Annotated in this window: 31 protein-coding genes and 6 pseudogenes; 26 read left to right on the top strand and 11 right to left on the bottom strand. The window is 73.8% G+C overall.

What is annotated here, in order from left to right; all coding sequences use genetic code 11:
• Nucleotides 1-31: 31 nt before the first annotated feature.
• The 3 genes from U6N30_RS03585 to U6N30_RS03575 are packed head-to-tail and all read right to left on the bottom strand — an operon-like array spanning nt 32 to nt 1,819.
• Nucleotides 32-859, bottom strand: a complete 828-nt coding sequence (locus U6N30_RS03585; RefSeq protein ID WP_324276164.1) for an ABC transporter permease — start codon at nt 857-859, stop codon at nt 32-34.
• 37 nt (nt 860-896) lie between these two features.
• Nucleotides 897-1,277 (bottom strand): energy-coupling factor ABC transporter ATP-binding protein, encoded by a 381-nt coding sequence (locus U6N30_RS03580; RefSeq protein ID WP_324276163.1) that lies wholly within the window; start codon nt 1,275-1,277, stop codon nt 897-899.
• A complete protein-coding gene (locus tag U6N30_RS03575; RefSeq protein WP_324276162.1) occupies nt 1,250-1,819 on the bottom strand; it encodes an ABC transporter ATP-binding protein in 570 nt (189 codons plus the stop codon). Before U6N30_RS03575 ends, U6N30_RS03580 begins: the two co-directional genes overlap by 28 nt.
• A gap of 102 nt (nt 1,820-1,921) precedes the next feature.
• Here U6N30_RS03575 and U6N30_RS03570 point away from each other — a divergent pair, with 102 nt between their 5' ends.
• From U6N30_RS03570 to U6N30_RS33180, 8 genes and pseudogenes are all read left to right on the top strand, one after another.
• The gene (locus tag U6N30_RS03570; protein WP_324276161.1) at nt 1,922-2,695 is read left to right on the top strand and encodes a TetR/AcrR family transcriptional regulator; all 774 of its coding nucleotides are present in this window, start codon (nt 1,922-1,924) and stop codon (nt 2,693-2,695) included.
• Between the two features lie 65 nt (nt 2,696-2,760).
• Nucleotides 2,761-3,159 (top strand): hypothetical protein, encoded by a 399-nt coding sequence (locus U6N30_RS03565; RefSeq protein ID WP_324276160.1) that lies wholly within the window; start codon nt 2,761-2,763, stop codon nt 3,157-3,159.
• Between the two features lie 94 nt (nt 3,160-3,253).
• Entirely contained in the window at nt 3,254-3,850 is a 597-nt protein-coding gene (locus U6N30_RS03560; protein ID WP_324276159.1) for a bifunctional transcriptional activator/DNA repair enzyme AdaA, read from the top strand.
• Between the two features lie 41 nt (nt 3,851-3,891).
• Nucleotides 3,892-3,954: pseudogene (locus U6N30_RS03555) on the top strand (hypothetical protein); the annotation flags it as partial.
• Nucleotides 3,936-4,370, top strand: coding sequence for an AlkA N-terminal domain-containing protein (locus tag U6N30_RS03550; protein ID WP_324276158.1), 435 nt, complete (start codon nt 3,936-3,938; stop codon nt 4,368-4,370). The pseudogene U6N30_RS03555 and the gene U6N30_RS03550, both read left to right, overlap by 19 nt.
• A complete protein-coding gene (locus U6N30_RS03545) occupies nt 4,313-4,738 on the top strand; it encodes a DNA-3-methyladenine glycosylase family protein (RefSeq protein ID WP_324276157.1) in 426 nt (141 codons plus the stop codon). Before U6N30_RS03550 ends, U6N30_RS03545 begins: the two co-directional genes overlap by 58 nt.
• Nucleotides 4,738-5,157, top strand: a pseudogene (locus U6N30_RS03540) (MGMT family protein); the annotation flags it as partial. The gene U6N30_RS03545 and the pseudogene U6N30_RS03540, both read left to right, overlap by 1 nt.
• A gap of 239 nt (nt 5,158-5,396) precedes the next feature.
• Nucleotides 5,397-6,301 (top strand): annotated as a pseudogene (locus U6N30_RS33180) (DNA recombination protein RmuC); the annotation flags it as partial.
• A gap of 2 nt (nt 6,302-6,303) precedes the next feature.
• Here the strand turns inward: U6N30_RS33180 and U6N30_RS03525 are convergent.
• A complete protein-coding gene (locus U6N30_RS03525; RefSeq protein WP_324276155.1) occupies nt 6,304-7,461 on the bottom strand; it encodes a 4-hydroxy-3-methylbut-2-enyl diphosphate reductase in 1,158 nt (385 codons plus the stop codon).
• A 127-nt stretch (nt 7,462-7,588) separates the two neighbouring features.
• On the opposite strand from U6N30_RS03525, the gene U6N30_RS03520 reads away from it, so the two are divergent.
• The 3 genes from U6N30_RS03520 to xseA all read left to right on the top strand — a co-directional run bounded on the left by U6N30_RS03520 (nt 7,589) and on the right by xseA (nt 11,043).
• Nucleotides 7,589-7,840, top strand: a complete 252-nt coding sequence (locus U6N30_RS03520; RefSeq protein WP_324276154.1) for a hypothetical protein — start codon at nt 7,589-7,591, stop codon at nt 7,838-7,840.
• Nucleotides 7,837-8,796 carry a hypothetical protein gene (locus U6N30_RS03515; RefSeq protein ID WP_324276153.1) on the top strand — a complete coding sequence of 320 codons (960 nt, stop codon included), beginning with the start codon at nt 7,837-7,839 and terminating at the stop codon, nt 8,794-8,796. Before U6N30_RS03520 ends, U6N30_RS03515 begins: the two co-directional genes overlap by 4 nt.
• Before the next feature lie 189 nt (nt 8,797-8,985).
• Nucleotides 8,986-11,043, top strand: a complete 2,058-nt coding sequence (xseA, locus tag U6N30_RS03510; RefSeq protein WP_324276152.1) for an exodeoxyribonuclease VII large subunit — start codon at nt 8,986-8,988, stop codon at nt 11,041-11,043.
• Here the strand turns inward: xseA and U6N30_RS03505 are convergent.
• On the bottom strand, nt 10,964-11,419 hold the full coding sequence (locus U6N30_RS03505; RefSeq protein WP_324276151.1) for a DUF4245 family protein: 456 nt from the start codon (nt 11,417-11,419) through the stop codon (nt 10,964-10,966). The two genes, xseA and U6N30_RS03505, sit on opposite strands and share 80 nt — an antisense overlap.
• Nucleotides 11,371-11,484, bottom strand: a pseudogene (locus tag U6N30_RS03500) (DUF4245 domain-containing protein); the annotation flags it as partial. The gene U6N30_RS03505 and the pseudogene U6N30_RS03500, both read right to left, overlap by 49 nt.
• A gap of 63 nt (nt 11,485-11,547) precedes the next feature.
• Between U6N30_RS03500 and glpX the strand changes: the two are divergent.
• A pseudogene (gene glpX / locus U6N30_RS33175) lies at nt 11,548-12,623 on the top strand (class II fructose-bisphosphatase); the annotation flags it as partial.
• Between the two features lie 314 nt (nt 12,624-12,937).
• Here glpX and U6N30_RS03485 read toward each other — a convergent pair.
• The 3 genes from U6N30_RS03485 to U6N30_RS03475 form a co-directional block, all read right to left on the bottom strand.
• On the bottom strand, nt 12,938-13,327 hold the full coding sequence (locus U6N30_RS03485) for a DUF1707 domain-containing protein (RefSeq protein ID WP_324278149.1): 390 nt from the start codon (nt 13,325-13,327) through the stop codon (nt 12,938-12,940).
• Nucleotides 13,252-13,431, bottom strand: coding sequence for a DUF1707 domain-containing protein (locus U6N30_RS03480; protein WP_324278647.1), 180 nt, complete (start codon nt 13,429-13,431; stop codon nt 13,252-13,254). The genes U6N30_RS03485 and U6N30_RS03480 overlap by 76 nt, the downstream gene beginning before the upstream one ends.
• A gap of 95 nt (nt 13,432-13,526) precedes the next feature.
• Nucleotides 13,527-14,339, bottom strand: coding sequence for a hypothetical protein (locus U6N30_RS03475; RefSeq protein ID WP_324276150.1), 813 nt, complete (start codon nt 14,337-14,339; stop codon nt 13,527-13,529).
• Nucleotides 14,340-14,591: 252 nt separating this feature from the next.
• Between U6N30_RS03475 and U6N30_RS03470 the strand changes: the two genes are divergently transcribed.
• The 4 genes from U6N30_RS03470 (at nt 14,592) to U6N30_RS03455 (ending at nt 17,460) form a co-directional block, all read left to right on the top strand.
• Nucleotides 14,592-14,735 carry a hypothetical protein gene (locus U6N30_RS03470; protein ID WP_324276149.1) on the top strand — a complete coding sequence of 48 codons (144 nt, stop codon included), beginning with the start codon at nt 14,592-14,594 and terminating at the stop codon, nt 14,733-14,735.
• On the top strand, nt 14,732-15,778 hold the full coding sequence (locus tag U6N30_RS03465; protein ID WP_324276148.1) for a class II fumarate hydratase: 1,047 nt from the start codon (nt 14,732-14,734) through the stop codon (nt 15,776-15,778). Before U6N30_RS03470 ends, U6N30_RS03465 begins: the two co-directional genes overlap by 4 nt.
• Complete coding sequence (locus tag U6N30_RS03460) at nt 15,775-15,933, top strand: hypothetical protein (RefSeq protein WP_324276147.1); 159 nt, start codon at nt 15,775-15,777, stop codon at nt 15,931-15,933. Before U6N30_RS03465 ends, U6N30_RS03460 begins: the two co-directional genes overlap by 4 nt.
• A gap of 426 nt (nt 15,934-16,359) precedes the next feature.
• Nucleotides 16,360-17,460 carry a DegT/DnrJ/EryC1/StrS family aminotransferase gene (locus tag U6N30_RS03455; protein ID WP_324276146.1) on the top strand — a complete coding sequence of 367 codons (1,101 nt, stop codon included), beginning with the start codon at nt 16,360-16,362 and terminating at the stop codon, nt 17,458-17,460.
• Nucleotides 17,461-17,527: 67 nt separating this feature from the next.
• Here the strand turns inward: U6N30_RS03455 and U6N30_RS03450 are convergent, their stop codons facing one another.
• Nucleotides 17,528-17,755: an LbetaH domain-containing protein gene (locus U6N30_RS03450; RefSeq protein ID WP_324276145.1), complete on the bottom strand. Its 228-nt coding sequence runs from the start codon at nt 17,753-17,755 to the stop codon at nt 17,528-17,530.
• Nucleotides 17,752-18,168: a PglD-related sugar-binding protein gene (locus U6N30_RS03445; protein WP_324276144.1), complete on the bottom strand. Its 417-nt coding sequence runs from the start codon at nt 18,166-18,168 to the stop codon at nt 17,752-17,754. The genes U6N30_RS03450 and U6N30_RS03445 overlap by 4 nt, the downstream gene beginning before the upstream one ends.
• 158 nt (nt 18,169-18,326) lie before the next feature.
• Here U6N30_RS03445 and U6N30_RS03440 point away from each other — a divergent pair, with 158 nt between their 5' ends.
• From U6N30_RS03440 to U6N30_RS03395, 10 genes and pseudogenes are all read left to right on the top strand, one after another.
• The gene (locus U6N30_RS03440) at nt 18,327-19,259 is read left to right on the top strand and encodes a glycosyltransferase family 2 protein (RefSeq protein WP_324276143.1); all 933 of its coding nucleotides are present in this window, start codon (nt 18,327-18,329) and stop codon (nt 19,257-19,259) included.
• Nucleotides 19,260-19,279: 20 nt separating this feature from the next.
• Nucleotides 19,280-20,155 (top strand): glycosyltransferase family protein, encoded by an 876-nt coding sequence (locus U6N30_RS03435; protein ID WP_324276142.1) that lies wholly within the window; start codon nt 19,280-19,282, stop codon nt 20,153-20,155.
• The gene (locus tag U6N30_RS03430) at nt 20,152-20,877 is read left to right on the top strand and encodes a glycosyltransferase family 2 protein (RefSeq protein WP_324276141.1); all 726 of its coding nucleotides are present in this window, start codon (nt 20,152-20,154) and stop codon (nt 20,875-20,877) included. Before U6N30_RS03435 ends, U6N30_RS03430 begins: the two co-directional genes overlap by 4 nt.
• 310 nt (nt 20,878-21,187) lie before the next feature.
• A complete protein-coding gene (locus U6N30_RS03425) occupies nt 21,188-21,496 on the top strand; it encodes a hypothetical protein (RefSeq protein WP_324276140.1) in 309 nt (102 codons plus the stop codon).
• Entirely contained in the window at nt 21,445-21,951 is a 507-nt protein-coding gene (locus U6N30_RS03420; RefSeq protein WP_324276139.1) for a hypothetical protein, read from the top strand. Before U6N30_RS03425 ends, U6N30_RS03420 begins: the two co-directional genes overlap by 52 nt.
• Nucleotides 21,873-22,562, top strand: coding sequence for an FkbM family methyltransferase (locus tag U6N30_RS03415; protein WP_324276138.1), 690 nt, complete (start codon nt 21,873-21,875; stop codon nt 22,560-22,562). Before U6N30_RS03420 ends, U6N30_RS03415 begins: the two co-directional genes overlap by 79 nt.
• 96 nt (nt 22,563-22,658) lie before the next feature.
• A complete protein-coding gene (locus U6N30_RS03410) occupies nt 22,659-23,948 on the top strand; it encodes a citrate synthase (protein WP_422678020.1) in 1,290 nt (429 codons plus the stop codon).
• A 141-nt stretch (nt 23,949-24,089) separates the two neighbouring features.
• Nucleotides 24,090-24,284 (top strand): hypothetical protein, encoded by a 195-nt coding sequence (locus tag U6N30_RS03405; RefSeq protein WP_324276137.1) that lies wholly within the window; start codon nt 24,090-24,092, stop codon nt 24,282-24,284.
• A pseudogene (locus U6N30_RS03400) lies at nt 24,272-25,876 on the top strand (C40 family peptidase); the annotation flags it as partial. The gene U6N30_RS03405 and the pseudogene U6N30_RS03400, both read left to right, overlap by 13 nt.
• A gap of 215 nt (nt 25,877-26,091) precedes the next feature.
• A complete protein-coding gene (locus tag U6N30_RS03395; RefSeq protein ID WP_324276136.1) occupies nt 26,092-26,442 on the top strand; it encodes a M15 family metallopeptidase in 351 nt (116 codons plus the stop codon).
• The last annotated feature ends 20 nt before the right edge of the window (nt 26,443-26,462 follow it).

The following is a 26,462-nucleotide window of genomic DNA, read 5'->3' as shown; positions in this document are numbered from 1 at the left end:
ACGACGGGTACGACACCAGGAACTGAGCGGCTCATCGGGACAACCCCTGGAACCGTCCGACGCTGAGCACCGCGAAGACCGCCGTGAGCACGACCGGCCAGACGACGGCGAGCGGCATCGCGTGCTCCGTCGCCCAGCCGCCGCCGGCGCCGACCGGGGCCCCGAACAGCTCGCGGACGGCGGTCACCGTGCCGGCGACCGGGTTCCACTCGGCGATGGTGGCCAGCCACCCGGGCATCGACGACGCCGCGACGAAGGCGTTGGACAGGAAGGCGAACGGCCACACCAGGATCTGCACGGCCACGACCATCGAGGGGTCCCGGGCCAGCAGGCCGAGGTAGATCCCCATCCAGAGGAACGCCAGCCGCAGCAGGAGCAGCAGACCGACGGCCGCCAGCGCGGGGACCAGGCCGTCGGGGCGCCAGCCGATCGCGAGTGCAGCGACCACGAGCACCACCAGGCCGACGACGGAGGACAGCATGTCGGCGAGGCACCGTCCGGCGACCACCGCCGACGGCGCCATCGGCAGCGAGCGGAACCGGTCGGTGATGCCGCGCGCGGTGTCGGTGACGACGGCGGTCATGGTCGCCTCGACGCCGAAGACCATGGCCAGCGCGAGCATCCCGGGCACCAGGAAGTCGCGGTAGTCGCCCCCGCCCGGCACGACCATGCCGCCGCCCAGCAGGTAGGTGAACATCAGCAGCAGGAGGACCGGGAACAGCGCGCCGACGAGGACAGCGGCCGGCTGACGGCGCCAGTGCGCGACGTCCCGGGCGGCCACGGCGACGGCGTCGGCCACCGACCACCGCAGCCGCTCCAGCCCCGTCGGCTCCGCCGGCGTTGCGTGCAGGGTGGTCATGCCGTCACCTCCGTGCGCTCGTCGTCCCGTCCGGTGATCAACAGGTAGGCCTCGTCCAGCGTGGTCGGGCGCAGGACGACGTCGTCGACGGCGATCCCGGCCTCGTCCAGCGCGCGGACGACCGTGCCCACGACGCCGTGCCGCCGGGCGACCGGCACGACCACCCGCTCCCCGTGCCGAGCGGCGCGGTCGGCGGTGCCCCACCCGCGACCCGTTCGGCCAGCCGGGCCGCCTCCCGGGCGCGTCCGGGGTCGGAGACGACCATCTCCAGCCGGTCCCCACCGATCGCCGCCGTGAGCTCGGAGGGCGTCCCGCGGGCCACGACCCGTCCGTCGTCCAGGACGCACACGTCGTCGGCCAGCTCCTCGGCCTCCTCCAGGTACTGGGTGGTCAGCAGCACCGAGGTACCGCCGGCCACCAGCGCCCGGACGGCCGCCCAGACGTCGCGCCGTCCGGCCGGGTCCAGGCCGGTCGTCGGCTCGTCGAGGAACAGCACCTCCGGCGCCAGGACGAGGCCGGCGGCGATGTCCAGCCGGCGGCGCATCCCCCGGAGAACTGGCGGACCGGCTCGTCCCCCACGTCGGCCAACCCGACCTGCTCCAGGAGTTCCTCGGCGCGCAGCCCGGCGTCCCGCCGGCACAGGTGGTGCAGCCGGCCGAAGAGCACCAGGTTCTGCCGCGCCGCGAGGACGTCGTCGACGGCGGGCTGCTGCCCGATCAGGCCGATCCGCCGACGCACGGCCCGCGGGTGCCGGACGACGTCGATCCCGGCCACCTCCACCCGCCCGGCGTCCGGGCGCACGAGCGTGGTCATGATCCGCACCGCGGTGGTCTTGCCCGCACCGTTGGGACCCAGGAGCGCGCAGACCGTCCCACTCCCGACGTCGAGGTCGACGCCGTCCAGCACCACCGTCTCCCCATACCTCTTGGTGAGTCCTCCCAGTGAGATCGCGCTGGTCACGGGCTACCTCCGTACGCTGTACGACGTTGAACGAGACGACAACGTACGCCGTACGGAGTTATTCCGCCAGCGGCTCGAGAGGCATGCGGGAGAGTGAGGGACATGGCCACGGAGTTCACGGGGACCGGCGACCCGGCGCGCAGCATGGCCCTGCTCTGGCGCACGGCCGGGGACGGCGGCTCGAAGCCGGGTCCGAGGTCGGCGCTGGATGTCGACCGCATCGTCGCGGCGGCGGTCCGGCTCGCCGACGCGGAGGGGCTCGCCGCGTTATCGATGCGCCGCGTCGCCGCCGAGCTCGGGGTGGCGGCGATGACCCTGTACACCCACGTGCCGGGCAAGGGTGAGCTCGTCGACCTCATGCTCGACTCGGTCCTCGGCGAGCTCTACCCGGACGAGGACGTGGTGGCGTCGGGGGCCTGGCGCACCCGGCTCAGGACCCTCGCCCGGGCCAACTGGGACTTCTTCCTCCGGCACCCCTGGGCGCTGCACCTGTCGTCCGGACGTCCCCCGCTCGGCCCGGGCGTCATGCGCAAGTACGAGCTGGAACTCCGGGCCGTGGACGGACTCGGCCTCTCCGAGATCCAGATGGACCTGCTCGTGACGCTGGTCAACGGGTTCGTGCGGGGCACCGTCGGCGGGGTACAGGAGAAGGTCGACGCCGAGCGGGTGACCGGCATCAGCGAGGAGCAGTGGTGGGCGGCGACCGAGCCCTACGTCGCCCAGGTGTTCGACGCCCAGCGGTACCCGACCGCCGCCCGGGTGGGACCGGTCGCCGGTGAGGAGCTCGGCGCCTACGACCCGGACCGGTCCTTCGAGTTCGGGCTCGACCGACTGCTGGACGGCATCGGGGTTCTCATCCTCGACGCCTCGCGCTGAGCCTGATCGAGGCCCCGCGCCGGGACCCGTTGAGGAGGAGGCGCCCGCCGCCTAGCTTTCGGCGGATGACACCTCTGCGAATCGCCACCACCTGCGCCGTCGGCGCCGTCGTCGCGTGGGGGCTCAAGGCGGTCGCCATCGCCGTCGCGGGAGGCCTCGATCGGAGCCCCTCGAGGGACCGCTGTTCTTCCTCGGCCTGGCGCTGTTGCTCGCCGCCTTCGTCTGCGGGGGCTGGCGGCGACGGTCGGCCGGAGCACCCCGGTCCGGGTGGGCGGCGTCCTCGCGGGGTCCTCGTCGGCCTCGCGGTGTCCTTCCTGGTCGAGACCGGCGTGGGAGCGCTCGTCCCCGAGTCGTCGGGATGGGTCGGAGAGGAGGCCGGCCTGTGGGCGACCAGCACGCTCACCGCCGTGGCGTTCGGCTCCTGGTACGCGCGCAACCGACGCTCGGGGGTGCGCAGCGGCTGAGTGCCGCGTCGCCCGTCGCCGAGGGTGAGGGTGGTCGGCGGCGACGTCCGAAAACCGCCAGAGGACGTCGTCCGACGCTGGCATGCTCATCGGCGTGACCCCGCCACTGGACGCCGAGCGCTGCTACCGCGCCGTCGCCGGCCGCGACGCCCGGTTCGACGGCTGGTTCTTCACGGCAGTGCACACGACCGGCATCTACTGCCGCCCGTCGTGCCCCGCCCGCACTCCCCTGGCGCGCAACGTCACCTTCTTCACCACCGCGGCGGCCGCCGAGGGCGGCGGCTTCCGCGCCTGCCGTCGCTGCCGTCCCGACGCCGTCCCGGGGTCGCCGGAGTGGGACGTCCGGGCCGACGTCGTCGCGCGGGCCATGCGGCTGATCGCCGACGGCGAGGTCGAGCGCTCCGGAGTTCCGGGACTGTCCGCCCGGCTGGGCTACTCCGAGCGCCAGCTGCACCGCCTGCTCGTCGGTGAGCTCGGCGTCGGGCCGCTGGCGCTCGCCCGCGCCCAGCGCGCCCGGACGGCCCGGGTGCTGATCGAGACCACCGACCTGCCGATGGCCGACGTCGCTTTCGCCGCCGGGTTCGCGAGCATCCGGCAGTTCAACGACACCGTGCGCGAGGTGTTCGCCGGCACCCCACGGAGCTGCGCCGCACGCGACGGGCCGGCGACGGCGGGGCGCCCGGGTGGCTGACCCTCCGGCTGGCCGCCCGCGCGCCCTACGAGGCGGCCGAGGTGCTGCTCTTCCTCGGCGCCCACGCCGTCCCCGGCCTCGAGGAGTGGGACGGCACGACGTTCTCCCGCGTCCTCGACCTGCCGCACGGGCCGGCGATCGTGCGGCTCTCCCCACCTCCGACGGCGGTGCGGGCGTCACCGCCCGGCTGCGGCTGGCGGAGCTGCGCGACCTCGGTGCGGCCGTCAGCCGCTGCCGCCGGATGCTCGACCTGGACGCCGACCCGGCCGCCGTCGACGACGTCCTGGGCGCCGACCCCGCCCTCGCTCCGCTGGTCGCCGCCGCTCCGGGACGACGGGTGCCCGCCTCCCCGGACGCCGACGAGCTGGCGATCCGCGCCGTCCTCGGCCAGCAGGTCTCGGTGGCCGGGGCACGCACGCTCACCGCCCGGCTGCTGACTGCGGGCATCCCCTGGCCGAGCCGGTGGGCACCCTCACCCACGCCTTCCCTCGCGCCGCTGCGCTCGCCGGCGCCGACCTGAGCGCCGTCGGGCTCACCGGGGCCCGGCGGCGCACCGTCTCCTCGCTGGCCGCGACCCTCGCGTCCGGCGACATCGCCCTCGACCCGGGTGCCGACCGCGAGGAGGCCGGGCGGGCGCTGCTCGCCGTCCCGGGCATCGGGCCCTGGACCGCGGCCCTGGTCGGGCTGCGCGGCCTGGCCGACCCCGACGTCTGGCTGCCCGGCGACCTGGCGCTGCGGAGGTCGCTGGCGGCCCTCGGCAGCTCCGACGCCGACGCGGCGACGCGCTGGCGACCGTGGCGCTCCTACGCCGTCCTGCACCTGTGGGCGCTGGCCGTGCCCTCCCTCTTCACCCGAGCCCCTGCACCCACCCTCCCGAGGAGCGCCTGATGTCCCTCCCCACCCTCGCCCGGCACGCCACCGTCGCCACTCCGCCGGGCCCGTTCACCGTCGTCGTCGACACTGGACCCGACGGGCGGGACGTCGTTCTCGCCAGCGGCTGGACCGCCGACATCGCCGACCTCCTCCCGGTCGTGCACCGCTCGCTGCGCCCCGCCGGCAGCGAGATCGTCGACCGGCTGCCGGTCCTCGACGAGGTGGAGAAGTTCTTCGCCGGCGACCTCACCGCCATCGACGGCGTCGCCGTCCGCCAGCGATCGGGTCCGTTCCTGACCGAGGCGTGGGAGGTGCTCCGCACGGTGCCGGCGGGACGCCCCGACACCTACGCCGCCTTCGCCGCCCGCTGCGGCCGGCCCGCCGCCGTCCGGGCCGCGGCCAACGCCTGCGCCCGCAACGCGACCGCGCTGTTCGTGCCCTGCCACCGCGTCCTCGGTTCCGACGGCGGGCTCGGTGGCTTCCGCTGGGGACGCCGGTCAAGCGGTGGCTGCTGGACCACGAGGCGGAGCACGCGCCGGTGGCCGCCTGAGCGACACGCCCCCAGGCATAGGTACCTATACCTGCGTTCCAGCGCCCAGGACGCATGTATAGGTACCTATGCCGATGACCTGGCGGAGCGGATGTGTCGGTGGCGTGCGGCACCCTGCGACACATGGACGCCGCTTCCCTGCTCGCCGGTCTCCTCCTGGGCGCGCTGCTGGCCACCGCCGTCACCCTCGGCGTGGTCACGATGCTGTCCCGGCGCCGCCCGGACGGCGCCGGTCTCGAACCGGTGCACGAGTCCCTCGATCACCTGCACCGGCTGCTTGCCGGCATCGAGCGCGACCGCGCCACGGCGCACGGCGAGCTCCGCGAGCAGATGGGCACCGTCGGCCAGGCCTCCGCGCAGCTCAAGCACGAGACGGCGGCCCTGGTCACCGCGCTGCGGACGCCGCACGTGCGCGGCCGCTGGGGGAGGTCCAGCTGCGCCGCGTCGTGGAGGTGGCCGGGCTGGTCGAGCACTGCGACTTCGTCGAACAGCCGGGCGGCACGAACGACCAGGGCGCCGGAGTGCGGCCCGACCTGATCGTCACCCTCGCCGACGGCCGGCAGGTGATCGTCGACGCCAAGGTGCCGTTCACCGGGTACATCGAGGCGGTGCAGGCCACCGACCAGGGCGTGCGCGACCAGCGCGTCGCGATGCACGCACGTCAGCTGCGCGCCCACATCGACCAGCTGGCCGCCCGCCGCTACCCGACGGCCTTCCGGCCGGCCGCCCCGTTCACGGTGCTCTTCGTGCCGTCCGACGGCTTCCTCATGACGGCGCTGGAGGGCGAGCCGGGGCTGCTCGAGCACGGGTTCTCCCGCGACGTCGTGCTGGCCACCCCCAGCACGCTGCTGGCGCTGCTGCGCACGGTCGCGTACTCGTGGCGGCAGGAGCGGCTGGCCCGCGACGCCGATCAGGTGCTGGAGGTGGGCCGGCGGCTGCACGCCCGGCTGGGCACCCTGTCCGGCCACCTCACCCGCCTCGGCTCCGCCCTCGGCGCGACGATGACGCGCTTCAACGAGACGGTCGGCTCCTACGAGCGGTCGGTGCTCACGGCCGCCCGCCGGTTCGACGACCTGGGCATCGCCGAGACCCCCGTGCCGACGCCCGAGCCGCTGGAGGCCACCATCCGCACCCTGCGGCCGGCCGAGCCGGCCCTCGCCGACGACGACGCCGAGCGGAACGGGACCACCGGCTGAGGGTCGAGCGGTGAGAGGTCAGTCCCCGCGGTGGCCTGCGCGGCCTTCTCGGCGCGACGCAGCTCGTGCGGCAGTGCGAACACCAGTCGCTCCTCGGCGGCCTTCACCGTCTCGACGTCGGCGTACCCGCGTTCGGCCAGCCAGTCCAGGACCTCGCTCACCAGGATCTCGGGCACCGACGCGCCACTGGTGACCCCCACGGTGGCCACGCCCTCGAGCCAGGCCGGGTCGATCTCGGAGGCGAAGTCGACCAGGTGCGAGTCGCGGGCGCCGGCCTCCAGCGCCACCTCGACCAGCCGCACCGAGTTGGACGAGTTCGTGGAGCCGACCACCAGCACCAGGTCGCAGTCGACGGCCATCTGCTTCACGGCCTGCTGACGGTTCTGCGTCGCGTAGCAGATGTCGTCGCTGGGCGGGGACTGGAGGCCGGGGAACCGGTTCTTCAGCTGGTCCACCGTCGCCAGCGTCTCGTCGACCGACAGCGTCGTCTGGGACAGCCAGACGACCTTCTCCGGGTCCCGCACCTGGACGTTGGCCACGTCCTCGGGGCCGTCGACGAGCTGGACGTGGGCCGGCGCCTCACCGGCAGTGCCCTCGACCTCCTCGTGTCCGCGGTGACCGATCAGCAGGATGTCGAAGTCGTCGCGCGCGAAGCGCTTCGCCTCCTGGTGCACCTTCGTCACCAGCGGGCAGGTCGCGTCGATGGTGCGCAGCTGCCGGTCGGCCGCCTCCTCGTGCACCGCCGGGGACACCCCGTGCGCGCTGAAGACCACGACCGAGCCCTCGGGCACCTCGTCGGTCTCCTCGACGAAGACCGCTCCGCGCCGCTCCAGCGTCGCCACCACGTGCTTGTTGTGGACGATCTGCTTGCGGACGTAGACCGGGGCACCGTGGATCTCGAGGGCCCGCTCGACGGCCACGACCGCCCGATCGACGCCGGCGCAGTAGCCCCGGGGATCGGCCAGGAGGACGCGTCCGCGCTGATCAGCCATATGCCCACTGTAGGCGCGCAGGCGTGGACGCTCCGCCTCCAGCGGGTGGGACCGCTCACGGCCACGCCCCCGGGTGGATCTGCCCACATCTGGTGTCGTACCGCGGGTTGTGGGGCACGCTGTGCCCATGGCTCGAGAGATACCTGAGGTCGTCCGCGCTGCCGCGGGTCTGGCCGCCACCGTCCTGGACGAGGCGCGCAAGCTGCCGGAGACGCTGCCCGGCCTGCCGGTGCGGGTCATCGGCCTGGCGATGCAGCACGCGATGAAGGTGCAGCAGCAGTACGCCGAGCTCGTCGCTCGCGGCGACGAGCTGTTCACCGGGCTGCGGGGGAGAACGAGCCCGGGCTCGCGACCTTCGACGACGACGTCGAGCCGGTGAGCGTCACCCAGCCGTCCAACGGCTACCGCGAATCCGCGTTCGACCGCGCAGCCGACACCTTCGCCGCCGACGAGACGCTCTCCGCCGACGAGGTCGCCACGCTGCCCGCGGACCCGCAGGCCGACGCCGTCACCGCCGTCGTCGACGAGCTCGCCGACCAGGTCGAGACGGGCCAGCAGTCGATCGAGGAGCTCGTCGACGAGGCTCCGGCCATCGAGGAGATCCTCGACGAGATCGCCATCGACGAACTGGTCGACCAGGCGCCGGACCTCGACGAGACCGCCCCGGGCACCCCCGCGCTCTCCGTGGTCGAGGACGAACCCGCCACCGAGGACGCCCCCGCCACCGAGGACGCTCCCCCACCGAGGACGCTGCGGCCCTCGGGAGCGCCCTGCTGGAGTCCGACGACTCCCCGCGGCCACCTCCTCCGCGGCAGAAGAGTCGGCCGACGTGAGCACCACGGTCGACGTGATCACCCCGGACGGCGAGGTCGCCGCCGTCGAGGCGTCGGTCACCGACGAGGGCATCGCCGCCCCGGAGGCACCCGCCGCAGGAGAGCCCGCCCCGGAGGCCCCCGCTGCGCCGTCGGCCAAGCCCCGCAAGCCCGCCAAGTCGGCCCGGGCAAGGGTGGGAAGGCGAAGAAGGCGACCAAGGCGACGGACACCGCCGCCACGAACACCAACGCCGGGCCGACGACGACCGACGAGAGCGTCCCGGACGTGGCCGTGGGCGACACCGAGCCCGTGGGCGACACCGGGGCCGGCACCGCCGTGGAGAGCGCCGCCGTGGAGAGCGCGGCGGTCGACACGGTCGGGGGACGTCCGCCGCGCCGACCGACGACCCGCAGGAGGGCGGTGAGCTGTCCGGATCGCAGGCCGCCGGAGCGGCGCCGATCGACGGCTACGACAGCTTCTCCGTCGCCCAGCTGCGCGGGCGTCTGCGCGGCTACGCGCTGAGCACGGTGCAGGACCTCCTCGCCTACGAGGAGGCGACGCGGGCCCGCGAGCAGTACGTTCGGCTGCTGCGCAACCGCCTGGAGAAGCTCGAGCAGCAGGCCGTCGAGTCCAGCCCCTGGCACCGCGCGGCGTGTGAACGCCTGAGGGTGGGGGCGGCAGTCCGTCGCCCCCACCTGGCACGCTCGGGCCGTGACCGCACCCTCCTCCCCCGAGGCGCCCTGGCCGGTGCGCACGGTCGCACGCAAGATCGCCGACTGGATCGGCCGTCTCGGAGAGGTCTGGGTCGAGGGCCAGGTGGCGCAGCTGTCCCGGCGCGGAGGGGCGGCCACGGTCTTCCTCACCCTGCGCGATCCGGCCGCCGATCTGTCGATCCCGGTCACCTGCCACCGCGACGTGGCCGAGCGCCTCGGCCTGGAGCTGACCGAGGGTGCCCGCGTCATCGTCCGGGCGCGTCCTGACTACTACGTCGCCCGAGGATCCTTCTCCCTGCGGGCCACCGAGATCCGCGCCGTGGGCCTCGGCGAGCTGCTGGCGCGCATCGAGCGCATCCGCCGGCTGCTGGCCGCCGAGGGCCTCTTCGACGCCGCCCGCAAACGGCCGCTCCCCTTCGCGCCGGCCGTCGTCGGCGTCATCACCGGTCGGGACAGCGCCGCCGAGCGCGACGTCCTCGTGACCGCCCGCCGGCGCTGGCCGGCGATCCGCTTCGCGATGGTCAACTGCGCCGTCCAGGGTCCACAGGCGGCGCAGAACGTCATCGACGGGCTGCGCCGGCTCGACGCCGACCCGGCGGTCGAGGTCATCGTCATCGCCCGTGGCGGCGGTTCGGTGGAGGACCTCCTGCCCTTCTCCGACGAGGGGCTGGTGCGCGCCATCGCGGCCACCCGCACCCCCGTCGTCACCGCCGTCGGCCACGAGACCGACACGACGCTGGTCGACCACGTCGCCGACGTCCGCGCCGCCACACCCACCGACGCCGCGCATCGCGTCGTGCCGGAGATCGGTGAGCAGCGGCGGCTCGTCGACGGCTTGCGCGCCCGGGCCCGGCAGCTGCTCACCGGTCGCGTCGAGCAGCAGGAACGCTGGCTCGAGTCGATGCGGACCCGGCCGGTGCTGGCCTCGCCCGACCGGCTGCTGCACGGTCGGGAGGAGGACGTCGTCTCGCTCCGCACCCGCGCACGCCGGAGCCTGGTGCACCGGGTGGAGGAGCCGAGCGCGACCTCGAGCACGCCCGGGCCCGGGTGGCCGCCCTGTCGCCGGCGGCCACCTCGACCGCGGCTACGCCGTGCTCCAGAAGACCGACGGGACCCTGGTGCGCGACCCGGCGGAGGTGATCGCCGAGGAGCGGCTGCGCGTGCGCGTCGCCGGCGGCCGGCTGACCGTGCGGGTCGACTCCGGCACCGACGACCGCACCGACGAGGATGGGCAGTGATGAGCAGCGCCGAGAACGCAGCGACCAGCAGCGAGGCGGCCGAGCCGACGACGACCTACGAGCAGGCCCGCGAGGAGCTCGCCGACGTCGTCCGCCGGCTCGAGGCCGGCGGCCTGACGCTGGAGGATTCCTTGGCGCTCTGGGAGCGCGGCGAGGAGCTGGCGACGCTGTGCCGGCACTGGCTGGACCGGGCCAGGAGCGCCTGGCGGCGGCCGCGCCGACGGACGAGCCCGACCGGCCCTGACCGTCGCCGCCGGACCTCAGGCCGCCCGGACCAGGTCGCCGTCTGCGCTGACCACGAGGCCCGCGGCGGCCATCGCCGCGATCATCCGGTCGGCGCGACGCCGCAGGATCCCCGACATCCGCAGGTCGTCCGGCCGGTGGTCGGTGGCGTCGTGGGCCAGCGGGTCACCCGGACCGTCGTAGAGGCAGCGGGCGAGGGCGTCGCGCACGTCCGGCGACACGAGCGGGCGCGGTGGCGGCACAGGCACCCGCGTCGGCACCCGCGTCACCATTCCGCAGGCACACGAACCGCCGGTGGACGGGGGCCGGTGGTCACCGCCGGGGCAGTGGGCACGAGGGGGCATCGGTGCTCCTTCGAGGCGGGCGAGGGAACTCGCGTGGCTGGTGGTGCGGAAGCGTCCCGGACACCACCGCGAGTCGACACGCGGCGCACCCGAGAGATACCAGCTCGTGATGTACGACACAGGATCGTCATGAGCCGACCTCACCGGGTGGTCAGCCGCGGTAGGGCGCCACCGACTCCGCCACCGTCTGCAGCTCCTCGTCGGACGCCGAGCCACTCACCAGGACGGTGACGCCGTCGGCCTCCCGCCACAGCGCCGTCTCGCCGTCCACGGTCGTCGAACGGGTCCAGGTCCGGCCGTCCAGGTCGACCGTCCCGTCGTCGTCGGCGCCGTCGAGCGCCGCGGCCAGAGGATCGGCGGCGCGGTCGTCGCTCACGACGAAACCGGCGAACTCCTCCTCCGGGGTCAGGTAGCCGATCTCGAGGGTGACCGGATCCCCTCCCCTGCGTTGCCGGCGTCGGTGCGGGCGCTGGTCGGGCGGAAGTCCGCGTCCAGACCGGCCGGGACCTGCACCTCGTAGCCGGCCCGCGCCGAGGCGAGCTGGATCGTGGACGACGGGTCGACGGTGCGCACCCCGACGTCCGGGCTCGCGCGGAACGCCTGCCACCCCACGATGAGCAGGCAGATCACCACCAGCGGCAGCAGCGACCGGACCATGTTGGCCGCACTCATCCGGTTCGCCCGCTCGACGGCCGGCGACACCGGCGGTGCCGTCGCCCCTGCAGGGTCGGGTGCATGGTCGCTCGTCGGGCCGGCTCCGGTCATGCACCTAGGATCGCAGGCAAGTCCGCCCGCCTCGCCGCCCATGTCCCCGTCCCGGGCCCCGCCCTGAGCTCGCGAAGGGTGGGAAAGGACGGGGTCCCTCTCCAGGAGGTCCCCGTGTCGCTGCCCGTCCCCGAAGGCCCCGTCCCGACGAGCCGCGGCTTCAGCACCGACCGGCCCGCGCCCGACCGGAACCTCGCGCTCGAACTCGTCCGGGTCACCGAGGCCGCTGCCATGGCCGCCGGCCGGTGGGTGGGCCGCGGTGACAAGAACGGCGGAGACGGCGCCGCCGTGGACGCCATGCGCGCCCTCATCGGCACGGTGAGCATGAAGGGCGTCGTCGTGATCGGCGAGGGCGAGAAGGACGAGGCGCCGATGCTCTACAACGGCGAGCAGGTCGGTGACGGCCAGGGACCGGAGTGCGACGTCGCCGTCGACCCGATCGACGGCACCACCCTGATGGCCAAGGGCATGCCCAACGCCATCGCCGTCATGGCCGTGGCCGACCGCGGGGCGATGTACGACCCGTCGGCGGTCTTCTACATGCAGAAGCTGGCGACCGGCCCCGCCGCGGCCGACGTCGTCGACATCACCGCCCCGGTCGCCGAGAACATCCGCCGCATCGCGAAGGCGAAGAAGACCTCGCGCGCCGACGTCACGGTGTGCATCCTCGACCGCCCGCGCCACGAGCAGCTCGTCCACGAGGTCCGCGAGGCCGGCGCCCGCATCACGTTCATCACCGACGGCGACGTCGCCGGCGCCATCGCGGCCGCCCGCGAGGGCACCGGCGTGGACCTGCTGCTCGGTATCGGGGGACGCCGGAGGGGATCATCGCGGCCTGCGCGCTCAAGTGCATGGGCGGTTCGCTGCAGGGCAGGCTCTGGCCGAAGGACGACGACGAGCGGCAGAAGGCCATCGACGCCGGCCACGACCTCGACCGGGTGCTGCACATCGACGACCTCGTCCGTGGCGACGTGTTCTTCGTCGCCACCGGGATCACCGACGGCGAGCTGCTCCGTGGTGTCCGCTACAGCTCCGGCGGCTGCACCACGCAGTCGCTGGTGATGCGGTCGAGGTCGGGGACGATCCGCTCGATCGACAGCCTGCACTCGCTGGAGAAGCTGCGGGCCTACTCCGCCGTGCCCTTCGACCGCGACGACCAGCCGGAGTAGCCGCTCACAGCGGTGGCGGCGGGAAGGGCGGCGGCGCCCCGTCAGGGGAGGCCGCGGAGGCAGCTGCCTGCGCTGGGCCAGCTTCTCCATGAGGGCACCCCAGCGGCTGGGCGAGTCGCCGGGCGCCAGGCTGCGCAGCCGGAGGTCACCGAAGGTGGCCTTGGCATGGACGACGACCAGCGGCGTGCCCTTCAGACGCGGAACCGGCGCCAGGTCGACCTTGCGGTCCCCGAAGATCGTCCGGCCGTGCAGCTCGGCGTCCACCCCTCGGCCACGATGACGTCGATGTCCCCGAACATGGTGGCGAGCGTCAGATCGATCCGGTCGGCGTCGGTGCGCAGGCCGCGCAGGTCGATCCGGATGTCGCCGAACACCGTGCCCACCCGTCGCGGCGGCGACGTCGCGACGGTCAGCGTGACGTCGCCGAAGACGCTCGACACCTCCTCCGCGGCGCGCTGACCGACGATCTGGACCGGCGGCGGCCTGTCGGCCGGCAGGTCGGCAATCAGCTCGTCGAGCTCGACGCGGGTGAGCACCGCGTAGGCGGACTCCGCGCGCTGGCCGAACTCGTCGAGGTCCAGACGCCCTCGGCGAGGGCGGCCTGCAGCCGCGAGACCACCGCCTCCCGATCGGCGTCGGAGGCCCGGACGGCCGGCGGTCGCTCGCGGTTCTCGTCGTCGGTCACGGTGCCCGACGCTAGCCGACCGCCGGTGCCCCTGAGGCCGCCGAACGCGCGGGCGGCCCGGCACCTCGAGGTGCCGGGCCGCTCGTCGGTGGAGGTCAGTCGCCCGGGAAGGCCACCGTGCACAGCACGTCGGTGTCCAGCGGTTGCCGGCCGGCGCACGTGTCGCCGTACGCCTCGTAGGCCGAGTCGAAGTCCGACTGCAGGAACAGGTCGTCGCAGGCGGCCATGTCACCGTCGTAGCAGTCCTGGGCGAACGCATCGAGGAGCGGGTCGTCCCCGAGGCCGTCCGGCGTCACGGTCGCCGGCGGGATCTCGGCGGCGGGTTCGGACTCCGTGGGGGTGGGAGCGCTGGGCGAGCTCGACGAGCTGCTGCGCTCGGACGTCGAGGTCCTCGCCTCGCTGCTGCTCTCGCTCGACGCGGAGGTCGGGGCGGCGACCGGGGAGTCGTTCCCACCGTCGCCCAGCAGCAGCCAGAGGGCGACCCCGGCGGCCGCCAGGACGACGACCGCACCCACCACCAGGGCGATGAGCGTGTTCCGGTTCTTCGGCGGCGGCTGCCCACCGGGCGGCGCCCACTGCTGGCCCGGCTGACCGTAGGGCGGCTGCTGGCCATAGGGAGGCTGCCCGTACGGGGGCTGACCGTAGGGCTGCTGCCCATACCCGGGCTGCTGGCCGTAGGGCGGCTGCCCCGGCTGCTGGCCGTAGGGCGGCTGCCCCGGCTGCTGGCCGTAGGGGCTGGCCGTAGGCCGGCTGGCCGAACTGCTGGGTCTGGTCGCGCTGGCCCCCGCCCGGGGCGTCGAACTGCCGGGTGGGTTCGTCGTCGCTCCCCGGCGGGTTCCATCCCGGCCGGCCGGGCTCCTCACCCCGGGCTCGTTGCCGCCCTGCGGCGGATACGGCGGCTGAGACATGGGAGCACTCCTCGGAAGAGACACGGCAGTCGGCGGTGCGGATGCTAGGGGCCATCGCACCGACCTCCACATCCGCGGCAGCGGCGAGTTCCCGATCCCCGGACCGCGGACCGGGACCCCGCCCGCTGCGGCGGGTGTCTAGGGTCCCTCCCGGAGCACAGTCCCCATCCACACCACCCGGGAGCGCAGCGTGGCCCTCAGAACGATGCCGCCGAGCAGGACGGCGCGGACTTCCGCATCGAGCACGACTCCATGGGAGAGGTCCGCGTGCCGGCGTGGGCGAAGTGGCGCGCACAGACACAGCGCGCCGTCGAGAACTTCCCGATCTCCGGCACCCCGATCGAGCGCGAGCTCATCGGCGCCCTGGCTGCCATCAAGGGGCGGCCGCCACGGTGAACGCCGACCTGGGGGTCCTCGACGGCGAGATCGCCGAAGCCGTCACCGCCGCCGCTGCGCGGGTGGCCACGGGCGAGTTCGACGAGCACTTCCCGATCGACGTCTTCCAGACCGGATCCGGGACGTCGAGCAACATGAACACCAACGAGGTCATCGCCACCCTCGCCACCGAGGCGCTCGGCTCGCCGGTGCACCCGAACGACCACGTCAACGCCTCGCAGTCGTCCAACGACGTGTTCCCGTCGGCGATCCACGTCGCGGCCACGGGCGCGATCGTGCGCGACCTCATCCCGGCCCTGCAGCACCTCGAGCTGTCGCTGTCGCGCAAGGCCGACGAGTTCGCCGAGGTCGTGAAGAGCGGCCGTACCCACCTCATGGACGCCACGCCGGTCACCCTCGGCCAGGAGTTCGGTGGGTACGCGGCGGCGATCCGCTACGGCGTCGAGCGGCTGCGCGCCTCGCTGCCGCGCGTCGGCGAGCTGCCCCTGGGCGGCACGGCCGTCGGCACCGGCATCAACACCCCGCCCGGGTTCGCCGCCGCCATCATCGAGCGGCTGGCCGGCCAGCTGGACCTGCCGCTGACCGAGGCCCGCGACCACTTCGAGGCGCAGAGCTCCCGCGACGGCCTCGTCGAGGCCTCCGGGCAGCTGCGCACCATCGCGGTCGGCCTGGTGAAGATCGCCAACGACCTGCGCTGGATGGGCTCGGGCCCGCGGACCGGCCTCGGCGAGATCTTCCTGCCCGACCTCCAGCCGGGCAGCTCGATCATGCCGGGCAAGGTGAACCCGGTGATCCCGGAGGCGACCATCCAGGTCGCCGCCCAGGTGATCGGCAACGACGCGGCCGTCGCGTTCGCCGGCACGACCGGGAGCTTCGAGCTCAACGTGACGCTGCCCCTGATGGCCCGCAACGTGCTGGAGTCGATCCGGCTGCTGTCCAACGTGAGCCGGCTGCTGGCCGACCGCTGCGTCGACGGCATCACCGCGAACGTCGAGCGCTGCCGCGAGCTGGCCGAGTCCTCCCCTCGATCGTCACGCCGTTGAACAAGTACATCGGCTACGAAGAGGCCGCGATCGTTGCCAAGCAGTCGCTCAAGGAGCAGAAGACGATCCGTCAGGTCGTGGTGGAGCGCGGGTACGTCGAGCAGGGAAGCTCACCGAGGAGCAGCTGGACGCAGCCCTCGACGTCCTCTCGATGACCCACCCCTGAGGGACGGACCGCCCTTCCTCGTCCCGCCTCCGCGCCGTCCCGGCACCCGCGAACCCGGGTGCCGGGACGCGGTCTGCCGACGGCATGGTCCCGGCGGCCGGTCGATCTGCCGATGACAGGAGCAGTCGCCGGACCGGCGCACTGAGCCTGACCGAGGAGCATCCGGTGGAACTGCCCGCGACCGGGCTGCAGTCCCTGCAGTCCCATCGGTCAGCTGCCGAGACGGCTCCGGCGCCGGCTGCGGCCCCCACGTGTGGGAGCTGATCCGCTTCCAGGCGCCCTCCCTGCCGCCGCTGGGCGCCGTCGCGCCGTACTTCGCGGAGTCGGAGCGGAGCCGGTGGTTCTCCAACGGCGGGCCGTGCGCCTCCCGACTCGAGCGAGCCTGTGCCGACCGCCTGGGCCTCGACCACCCGGGGTGGCCGTCAACAACGCGACCTCCGGCCTGCTGGTGGCACTGCGCGCCTGCCTGGGCGCACCGGCCGGGAACCGCCGCCTCGTCGCCCTGCCGTCGTTCACGTTCGTCGCCAGCGTCAACGCGATCATCTGGGCGGGGTTCGAGCCGGTGTTCGTGGACATCGATCCCGAGGACTGGCAGATCGCGGAGTCCTCGCTCGAGCAGCTGGGACGGCTCCGCAGGTCGCTGGCCGGCGTCCTCCTCTGCTCCACCTTCGGCACGGCTCCGAGCGCGGCCCGGCGCGCATCGCTCGCCGCGGCCACCCGCGCGCTCGGCGTGCCCGTCGTGGTCGACTCCGCGGCCGGATTCGGTGCCGTCGACGAGGCGGGCCGGCAGCTCGGCGATCAGGGCGACGCCGAGGTCTTCAGCTTCCACGCGACCAAGCCCTTCGCGATCGGGGAAGGCGGCCTGGTGACCTCCCGGTCCGCCGCCGTGCTCGACCGGGTCGCGCGGCTGATCAACTTCGGCTTCGACCGGGACCGCGCGGTCACCGAGGTGGGGATCAACGGCAAGCTGCCCGAGCTGTCCGCAGCCGTGGGGCTGGCCGTGCTCGACCGGTTCGACGACGTGCTGACGCGGCGCCGCGCCGCTGCCGGGTGGCTCCGGAGCGAGCTCGAGCACGCCGGCGTCGCGTTCCAGGCCGGGGCGACCGGCTCCACGTTCCAGTTCGTGCCGGTGGCGCTGCCCACGGCCGCGGCGCGCACCCGGCTGCTCCAGGAGGCCGACGACACCCGCATCGAGGTCCGCGCGTACTTCGACCCGCCGATGCACCAGGTGCCGGCGTTCGCGTCCGTCCCGTGCTCGGGGAGCCTGCCGGTCACCGCGTCGCTGTCCCAGCGCATCGTCGGCCTGCCGATGGCCGACGACATCAGCGCGAGCTCTCTGGAGCGGATCCGGGACCTGGTCCTCCGCGTCGTCGCGGCGGCGCCGCACCGTCCGTGGTCCGTGCGCGGACCGGTCTCCTCACCGGCCGTTCCGGTCGGCATCCCCTCCCCACGGGAGGTGGTCGGCGGGAGCGCGACGGAGAGGCCCCGCGCCGTACCTCTGACGGCCTCCCCGTGACCGTTCCCCGCCCGGTCCAGTGAGCCCCGCGGCACTGGTCGTGGCCGGGCTCGACGCGGGACGGGGCTCAGCGCGGGGCGAGCGGACGGGCGGGGTTGCCCACGACCGTCGTCCCCCGGGGACGTCGTGGACCACCACCGCCCCCGCCCACCACGGCCCCGCGGCCGATCCGGCGGTCGGGGAGCACGACGGCGCCGATGCCGAGAACGGCGTCGTCGTCGACCACCACCCCGCCTGCCAGGAGCACCCCGGGGCCCAGGGTGACCCGGTCGCCGAGCCGGGCGTCGTGGCTCACCGAGCAGCCCGTGTTGAGGTGGCAGTGGTGGCCCACGGAGACGGCCGTGCTGATGTGGCACCGGGGAAGACCACCAGACCCGGCGCCTCCCGGACGACGTCCGGGACGGTGCTCAGCGGGCTCACCACCCGCGCCGGCTCCAGGCCGCGGGCCTCCGCGAGCGTCGCGAACCGTCGTCGCAGCGCCGGGTCGCCGACGGCCGGAAGGTAGTGGCCGGCGTCCGCAGGCAGGGCGTCGACGAACTCGTAGCCCCGGTCCCGGACGAGCGCCGCCGCCGCCGCGGTGGTCGACCCCGGCTCGGCGAAGACGGTCGTCCGCTCCCGCCCCGCCCGGTCGGAGAGGGACTCCAGGACGTCGAGGACCTCACGCGCGTGCCCACCCGCGCCCATCACGACCAGCCGTCGCACTGCCACCGCATGCTCCTCGGAGGTCGCCCGCCCCGCGCGAGGGACCGGGACCATCCTGGCCGATCCAGGCCCGGGTGCCCGCACCCCACGCCCGACCGGCGCCCCTCCCTCCTCCGACCCGACGCGAAAGGCGTGTGCCGCACATGTCAGCTCCCCGAGTAAGCGTGCTGCTGGTCACCAGTGACTCGGACGTGCAGCTCGCGAGCGCACTCGCGTCGATCGAGAGCCAGGCGCTCGAGGCGACGGTCGAGGTGGTCGTGGTCGACCGCGCCCCGGACGACGGGACACCGGCGGTCGTCGAGGCGTGGTCCCGGCGCGTGGGCGTCGAGGCCCGCGTGCTTCCCCGCGAGGTGGACCTCGCCCCAGGGCTGGAGCTCCACCGCGGGCTCGACGCGTGCCGCGGCCGCTACGTCGCCCTGCTCGACGGCGGCGACGAGTGGCTGTCGGTGGACAAGCTGCAGCGGCAGGTCCAGATGCTGGACGGGCACCCGGGCCTGTCCATGGCCGCCACCCGGACCCTCGTCGTCGACGACGCCACCGGCGGGTCACGGACCGTTCCGGCCATCGAGGCCGAGCTCCCCGAGGGCGGTGCCACCGCCGCGCACCTGGCGGACGGTCGCTGGCCGGCGACGGCGAGCTGCGTCGTCTACCGGTCCGAGACGCTCCACCGGCTCGACCCGGGCATCTTCGAGACGGCGGCCTGCCGTCAGCTGCTCGACCTCGCGATGACCGGGTACGGCCCCGTCGGGCTGGTGCCGGACGTCGCCACGCTGCACCGGGTCCGCTCCGGCCGTCCAGGACCCGATCAGGGCGGATCGCCCGTGGACGCCCGCTCGCTCCTGCCGGAGCACGGTCACCTGCTCGCGCCGGACGTCCTCCGGCAGCTGGGAGCCGGCACCGACCTCTCCGGGATCACCCCGGCGCCGACTCGCCTGGCACCTCCGTTGCGGCGTGGGACGCCGCGCCGGCGGGCCGTCCCGACGAGGCGGCAGAGGACGACGCAGCACCCGCGGCACGCCGGGGAGTCGTCGTCCTCGACGACTACTTCCCCACCAAGGGGACCGGCTTCCGGATCGCGGAGTTCGACTGGCTGCTGAGGCAGGGCGTCGTCGACGAGGTGATGACGACGGTGCCGGACCTCCGGTCCCTCGTCGCCGAGTACGCGAGCCTGCACCCCGAGACGCACCGGCAGATCTCGCCGTACGACGCCCGCCGGTTCGGGGAGTTCGAGTGCGCGTCGGTGATGTTCCTCAACAACGCCGCGCACTTCGTGGCGGACATGGAGCGCGACGGACTGCCGTTCGTGCTGACGCTGTACCCGGGTGGTGGATTGAACCTGGGCACGCCCCGCACGGAGCGGATGCTGACGCGGGTCCTCGCCTCTCCGCAGCTCAGGCACGTGATCACGACCCAGCCGGTGGTGACCGAGCTCGTCACCACGAGAACCGGAGGATCCGTCCCGGTCACCGAGATCCTGGGCGTGACCGTCGACCCCGGCTACCTCAGGCCCGGTCCGGGGCTGCGCACGAACTACTTCGGCAGCGGCAAGCCGGTCCTCGACGTGTGCTTCGTCGCGTTCCGCTACACCGCCGACGGCTCGGACAAGGGGTGGCCGGTCTTCCTGCAGACCCTGCGCCTGCTCACCGACGCGGGTCTGCCCGTCCAGGGGCACGTCGTCGGCGGGTTCGGGCCGGCCGACGTCGGCGCGGAGGACTCCGACCTGCCGCTGACCTTCGCGACCACGCTGAGCACGCCCGAGTTGCGCGCCTTCTACGAGGGCATGGACGTCATCGTCTCCCCGACGACGCCGGGGCGTCTCGCCCCCGGCGCCTTCGACGGCTTCCCCACCGGCTCCTGCGTCGAGGCGGCCCTCTGCGGCGTCGCCCTCGTGGCCACCGACCCGCTGGGGCAGAACCGGGTCTTCACCGACGGCCGCGACATCCACATGCCCCCGCGGACGCCGCCGAGGTCGCCCAGCGGATCCTGGACATGACGGCCGAGCCCGGCGGCCTCCGCCGGGTCGCGCAGGAAGGACTCCGCACGACACGGCGCGCCTACGGTGTCGATGCCCAGCTGTGGACGCGGCGCCGGATCCTGGAGGCCACCCGGGCTGCCGGGCGGGACCACGCGGTCCACGTCCGGACCGATCCCCTCGTGAGCATCCTCGTCCCCACCTACAACGGCGAGCGCTTCCTGCGGGCGGCGTTGCGGTCCGCGCTCGGGCAGAGCTACCGCAACATCGAGGTGCTCGTCGGTGACGACGGGTCGACCGACCGGACCCCGGAGATCCTCGCGGCGGTGGCAGCCGAGGACCCCAGGGTCCGGGTGCTCCGGTTCGACCCCAACATCGGCGCGCTGGAGAACCCGCGCCGGCTGCTGGCCGAGGCCCGCGGTGAGTACGTGAAGTACCTCATGCACGACGACGTGCTCGGCACCGAATGCGTGCGGGAGCTGGTCCGCGGCATGGAGCAGCACCCCGAGGCGACGATGGCCTTCTCCCACCGGGTGCTGATCGACGAGCAGGGCAAGGCGGTCCCGAACCACAACTTCGTGAAGGTGGACTCCCGGCCGGGGCTGATCGACGGTCGCACCCTCGGCAATCACGTCCTGGTCAACTGCTCCAACGTCATCGGGGAGCCCACCACCGTCCTGTTCCGCCGCGACGACGTCTCCCCGACGACCTCTGGACCGTCGACGGCCGCCCCGTCGACGTGAGCAACGACGTCCAGCTCTGGCTGTACCTGCTCGCCATGGGCCCGGCCTACTACACCCCCTGGCCCTGAGCCGGTTCCGCTCCCACGACGGGCAGAACTCGCACAACCCGCGCTACGTCGGCCGCGCGGAGCGCGACTGGTCGCGGCTGATCGACTGGGGCGCCCGGCACGGGTACCTGGCCGGTGAGGGGCAGGAACGGCGCGCTCACACCCGCGCCCTGGTCCTGGCGGCCGACCGGCTGCACAAGCTCATCGACACGCCGGACTACGGGGCCACGCTCGAGGCGGCCTTCCTGTCCACGGCGGCGCTGGTGGAGCTGCTCCGTCCGACGCCGGACACCCGCTCGGTCGGCCTGCCCGAGCGGGCGCACAGCCCTGCCGTCCGCGACCGGCTCGCCCAGGAACTGGACGTCTGGACCCGCGAGTACCCCGTCGCGCTCGCCGCCCCCGCCCTCGTCCCTGCCGAGGTCGATGCCACGGTGCAGGCCTTCCGCGACCTCCTCGCCGACGGGGTGTCCCCCGCGCCATGGTGGCCGTACCAGCCGCAGACCTGGACCGCGCCGTCCCCATGCTGGAGGCCGCCCTGGCCGGCGGACCCGACATCGACCTGGAGCTCGTGACCGCCGAGGACCCGGCGATGCTGCTGCCCGGGCCCTGGCTCGCCGTCGCTCCCCGGAACCGGTGGTGGCACGACGGACGCGCCCTGGCGACCTGGACGTTCGACGTCCCGGGCGGGGAGGACGCGGACCGGCCGGCGGTCACCCGTCTCCGTCTCCAGGACTGCCGCGCGGTGCTCGCCGGCGTGCAGGAACAGGTCGGGGACCACAGCGCCACCTGGGACGCGCTCGTGGAGGCCGAGTTCCAGCGGTCCGGTCGCCGCACCGACCTGGTCTCCCGGGTCGACGCCCACTTCGTCCGGGACTTCGAGCGCCGACGGACCGACGTCCGGCCGGACCGGCCGTACTTCACCGGCACCCTGGCCGGGGGCTCCGGTACATGGGCGACGCCCGGGACTGGCCGTCGGCCCTCCACGCCGTCGATCCGGGGTGCAACAGCACCCTCATCGATGCACTGAGGAGCGAGCTGTCGCAGCGACCCGGCGACTACGTCGACGTGGGCACCAACATCGGCGTGGTCGCGGCGACCATGGCCGCACACCTGGCGCCGACCGGTCACGTCTTCGCCTTCGAGCCCTCACCGGAGACGATGCGGCTGGCCGCGTCGACCATCGCGCTCAACGAGGCGGAGAACGTGACCCTCTTCAACGCCGCGGCCAGCGACGCCGACGGTTCCCTCGTCTTCCACGCGACGCCGGGCAACAGCGCCATCGCCTCCGCTCGACGGCACGCCTTCGGCCTGCTCAACGAGTGGCAGCAGGTCACCGTCCCGACGGTCCGGTTGGACACGCTGCACGCGGACGGCGAACTCGACGGCGTCTCACTGGTGAAGATCGACGTCGAGGGCCTCGAGCTGAGCGTGCTGCGAGGCGCCCTGGAGTTCATCGCCGCGGTCCGACCCACGGTCGTCTACGAGTACACGCCGCTCGCCGCCGGCGACCACGGCTGGACGCAGGAGGACTCGATCGCCCTGCTCGGTCGGGCCGGGGAGTTCGAGTTCACCGCGCTCGCCGAGGACGACGGTCAGGTGCTGCCCTTCCCCTCCCCGACGGGTATCTCGGCCAGGTGAACGTGTTCGCCCGCCCCGTCCCGCCCGCCTGACCGGCCCGGAGGAACCGCCGGGTCACTGGGCACCACGGGCCACGGCGCAGTAGCGTCCGAAGGCGTGACCGAGACAGACGTAGCCCTGCGCTACCCCGGTGGAGAACTGCCCCTGCCCGTCGTCAAGGCGAGCGAGGGGTCCGACGGATACGACACGAGCAAGCTCCTGTCGACGACCGGCAAGGTCGCCCTCGACATCGGCTTCGTGAACACGGCCTCCTGCACCTCCGAGATCACCTACATCGACGGCGACGCCGGGATCCTGCGCTACCGCGGCTACCCGATCGACCAGCTCGCGGAGCACTCGAGCTTCCTCGAGGTCACCTACCTGCTGATCTACGGAGAGCTGCCCACCGCCGACCAGCTCGGCGAGTTCGACCAGCGGATCCGCCGGCACACCCTGCTGCACGAGGACCTGAAGATGTTCTTCAACGGGTTCCCGCGCGACGCCCACCCGATGCCGGTGCTCTCCTCGGCGGTCAGCGCGCTGTCGACCTTCTACCAGGACTCGCTCGACCCCTTCGACGAGGAGCAGGTCGAGATCTCCACCTTGCGGCTCCTGGCGAAGCTGCCGACGATCGCGGCCTACGCGTACAAGAAGTCGGTCGGGCAGCCGTTCCTCTACCCCGACAACTCCTGCGGCCTGGTCGAGAACTTCCTGCGGATGACGTTCGGGTTCCCCGCCGAGCCCTACGAGCAGGATCCCGACCTGGTCAAGGCGCTCGACATGCTGTTCATCCTGCACGCCGACCACGAGCAGAACTGCTCGACGTCGACCGTGCGCCTGGTCGGCAGCTCGCACGCCAACCTGTTCGCGTCGGTCTCCGCGGGCATCAACGCGCTGTTCGGTCCCCTGCACGGGGGCGCCAACCAGTCGGTGCTGGAGATGCTCGAGTCGATCAAGGCAGACGGCGGGAACATCCCGCGCTTCGTCGAGCGGGTGAAGAACAAGGAGCCGGGCGTCAAGCTCATGGGCTTCGGCCACCGGGTCTACAAGAACTACGACCCGCGCGCGGCCATCGTGAAATCCACCGCCGACACCGTGCTCGACAAGCTGGGCGGCAACAACGAGCTGCTCGACCTGGCCCGCCAGCTCGAGGAGATCGCGCTGGAGGACGACTTCTTCGTCCAGCGCAAGCTCTACCCGAACGTCGACTTCTACACCGGTCTCATCTACCGGGCCATGGGCTTCCCGACGCGCATGTTCACCGTGCTGTTCGCCATCGGCCGACTGCCGGGCTGGATCGCGCAGTGGCGGGAGATGATCGCCGACCCGGCCACCAAGATCGGTCGTCCGCGCCAGCTCTACACCGGCGCGACCGAGCGGGACTTCGTCCCCCTGGACCGGCGCTGAGCCGACCGCCGTCCCTCGGCTGCAGCGGGCCGGGCAGCACTCCCACCAGGGAGGCTGTCCGGCCCGATCCCTGTCCGAGGTCCCCGCCCCTACGGTGGGAGCGCCGCTGCAGGGCGCCGCCACCACCCGAGGAGGACCGTCATGACCGAGCCGCCGTCCGGCGACGACGTCCTCGTCGTGCCCCCGATCCCGCTCGCCAGCGGCAGCATGCTGGAGCCGGAGGACGGCGGCCCGCCGGTGCGCATCACCACCGTGGAGGTCGTCGTCTCCACCGAGGACGGCGGTCAGCTGCGCATCCCGCTGAGCCACCGCCACGGCGCCTGGTGGGCGCCCTGACCTCTCCCCGCGCGGGTCACGAGCACCCTCCCGGCGGAAGGTTCACCCTCACCCGGAGGGGTGAGAAGCCCTCACCCCCGTTCAGCGACTCCCTCGGCACGTCGATACGAGGTCAGAACGCCTCGGCTGCACCTGCAGCCGGAGCAGGCCACGGAACGACGAGACCGCCGGGGGACGCTGCAGTGCCTGCATCGCGCACGTCCCCCGTCCCGGCACATCGGCCCGACCGGTCCTCAGCGCCCGCGAGGCGCAGGCGCTCCGCGAGGCCCTGGCCCTGCGATCGGCCCTCGCGGCCGGGCAGTCCCTCACCCCTGCCCAGACCACCGCCCTCCGCACCGCGACCGCCGCTGCCCTGCGCACGGCGCCCGGCACGTCGCGGCCCGCCGCGCGCCCCTCGGGCCGCCGGCCGACCACGAAGGGCCGACCCCCGCCCGTCGAACGCCGGCCGGTCGCACGACCCGCCGCACACCGGAGGGCGCCGCGACGCGGACCGGGACGTCGTGGTCGACCCGTCTCCGGGTGGTCGCCCTCAGCACCCTGCTGCTGCCCGCGGTGGCCGCCCTCGTGCTGCCCGGCACCGACGGACCCTCCGGCGGCGGCACGGCGGACACCACCGCGCTCGCGCTCGCCGCGCAGGGCTCGCTGCTCGAGGACGCGGGGCGGTACCGCCAGCTGGAGCAGGAGGTCGCCCAGCGCCGGACCGAGCTGCAGCAGGCCCGCGCCGCCGAGGAGGCGGCCCTGCTCCACCTGCAGGCCCAGCAGGAGACCGTCGGCGCAACAGCGGCGGCGCTCTACCGCGCCACCCCACGGGAGCGCTATCCCCTCCTCGGCCTCGACGTGCACGACGCCGACGCCACCTCCGGGGCCCTCCTCGGGGTGGCCGTGGCCGACGCCGCCGACCTCGCCCTCACCGGCGACATCGTCCGCGCCCAGCGCAGCACCGTGTCCCTCACCGCCGCCCGTGGCCAGGTGGCGCACGCCGAGGCCGAGGTCCAGGCGGCCGCAGCGCGCGCCGACGTCGTCCTCGCCGCGGTGCGGTCCCGGGTGGACGAGCTGACCCCCGAGGTCACCTCCGCGTTGGCCGGCCTGGGCGCGGCCCAGCCGGCCGGACCGCAGCAGGAGCGAGACCAGCGGGCCATGCAGCGCTGGCAGGGGTACCTCGCCCAGCTCGGCGCGGCCGGCATCGTGCCGCCGGCGGCCGCCGAGATCGCCGACCTGGAGGACCTGCCCGCGGGCTTCTCCCCGCGCTCGACGCGGCCGGGCAGCCGGTTCCCGGTGTGGTCTGGGCGATCGTCGGCAGCAGCCCGTTCACCGTGCTGCCCGCCGAGACCGTCGCCGCCGTCAGCAACGCGCTGTCGCAGCTGGGCAAGCCGTTCATCCCCGGCCGGACCGGCCCCGACGGGTACGACTGCGGTGGCTTCACCGCAGCGTCCTGGCTGCTCGCCGGCTACGCCGTCCCGGCGACCCCGCAGGACCAGTGGTCCTCCGGTGCGCCCGTCCCCCTGGCCGACGTCCAGATCGGTGACCTCGTCCACGCCCCTGGTGGGCAGGACGTCGGCATCTACCTCGGCGAGGGCGAGGTGCTCGGCGCCTCGGCCGCCACCTACCGGGTGTCGGTCCGGTCGCTGGCGGCCGGTTCCTCGGCCACCCGCGTGACCCTGCCCGGGCCGGCTGCCGCCAACGCGCCGCTGCCCATCGCCGAGGCCGATGCCTGTGGCGCCGCCCTCCCCCGGCGGACCAGCGCACGGCAGCCTGGGGCGGCTACAGCAACGGCCGGATCCCTGGCGACGCCCTGTGCCGCCTCGGTGTGTACCGGCACGCCCTGCGCTGCGACGCCGCGGCGTCCTACGGTCAGCTCGACGCCGCCTACACGGCCGAGTTCGGGACGCCGCTGTGCATCACCGACTCCTACCGTCCGTTCGCCGCGCAGGTCTCGGCCTTCGCCCGGAAGCCGAAGCTCGCCGCGGTGCCCGGCACCTCCAACCACGGGTGGGCCCTGGCGGTCGACCTCTGCGGCGGGATCAACGTCAGCGGATCGGTGCAGTGGGCCTGGATGACGGCCAACGCCGCCCGCTTCGGGTTCGTCCAGCCGGACTGGGCCGCTCCCGGCGGGGAGAAGCCGGAACCGTGGCACTGGGAGTACGGCTACATCAGCTGACCCTCACCGCACGGTGGCTC

The organism is Blastococcus brunescens (assembly GCF_035320885.1).
Taxonomy (GTDB): Bacteria; Actinomycetota; Actinomycetes; order Mycobacteriales; family Geodermatophilaceae; genus Blastococcus_B; species Blastococcus_B brunescens.
Note: the sequence above shows the minus strand (reverse complement) of the source record. Positions and strands in the feature narration are given on the sequence as shown.

Excerpts from the sequence above, each read along its gene's own strand:
- U6N30_RS03430 (WP_324276141.1), top strand. The coding sequence starts at position 20,152 with ATGACGGCCGAGCCCGGCGGCCTCCGCCGGGTCGCGCAGGAAGGACTC.
- U6N30_RS03585 (WP_324276164.1), bottom strand. The coding sequence starts at position 859 with ATGACCACCCTGCACGCAACGCCGGCGGAGCCGACGGGGCTGGAGCGG.
- U6N30_RS03415 (WP_324276138.1), top strand. The coding sequence starts at position 21,873 with ATGGGCGACGCCCGGGACTGGCCGTCGGCCCTCCACGCCGTCGATCCG.
- U6N30_RS03470 (WP_324276149.1), top strand. The coding sequence starts at position 14,592 with ATGGGAGAGGTCCGCGTGCCGGCGTGGGCGAAGTGGCGCGCACAGACA.
- U6N30_RS03420 (WP_324276139.1), top strand. The coding sequence starts at position 21,445 with ATGCTGGAGGCCGCCCTGGCCGGCGGACCCGACATCGACCTGGAGCTC.
- U6N30_RS03405 (WP_324276137.1), top strand. The coding sequence starts at position 24,090 with ATGACCGAGCCGCCGTCCGGCGACGACGTCCTCGTCGTGCCCCCGATC.
- U6N30_RS03520 (WP_324276154.1), top strand. The coding sequence starts at position 7,589 with ATGGCTCGAGAGATACCTGAGGTCGTCCGCGCTGCCGCGGGTCTGGCC.
- U6N30_RS03475 (WP_324276150.1), bottom strand. The coding sequence starts at position 14,339 with ATGTCTCAGCCGCCGTATCCGCCGCAGGGCGGCAACGAGCCCGGGGTG.
- U6N30_RS03565 (WP_324276160.1), top strand. The coding sequence starts at position 2,761 with ATGACACCTCTGCGAATCGCCACCACCTGCGCCGTCGGCGCCGTCGTC.
- U6N30_RS03570 (WP_324276161.1), top strand. The coding sequence starts at position 1,922 with ATGGCCACGGAGTTCACGGGGACCGGCGACCCGGCGCGCAGCATGGCC.
- U6N30_RS03525 (WP_324276155.1), bottom strand. The coding sequence starts at position 7,461 with ATGGCTGATCAGCGCGGACGCGTCCTCCTGGCCGATCCCCGGGGCTAC.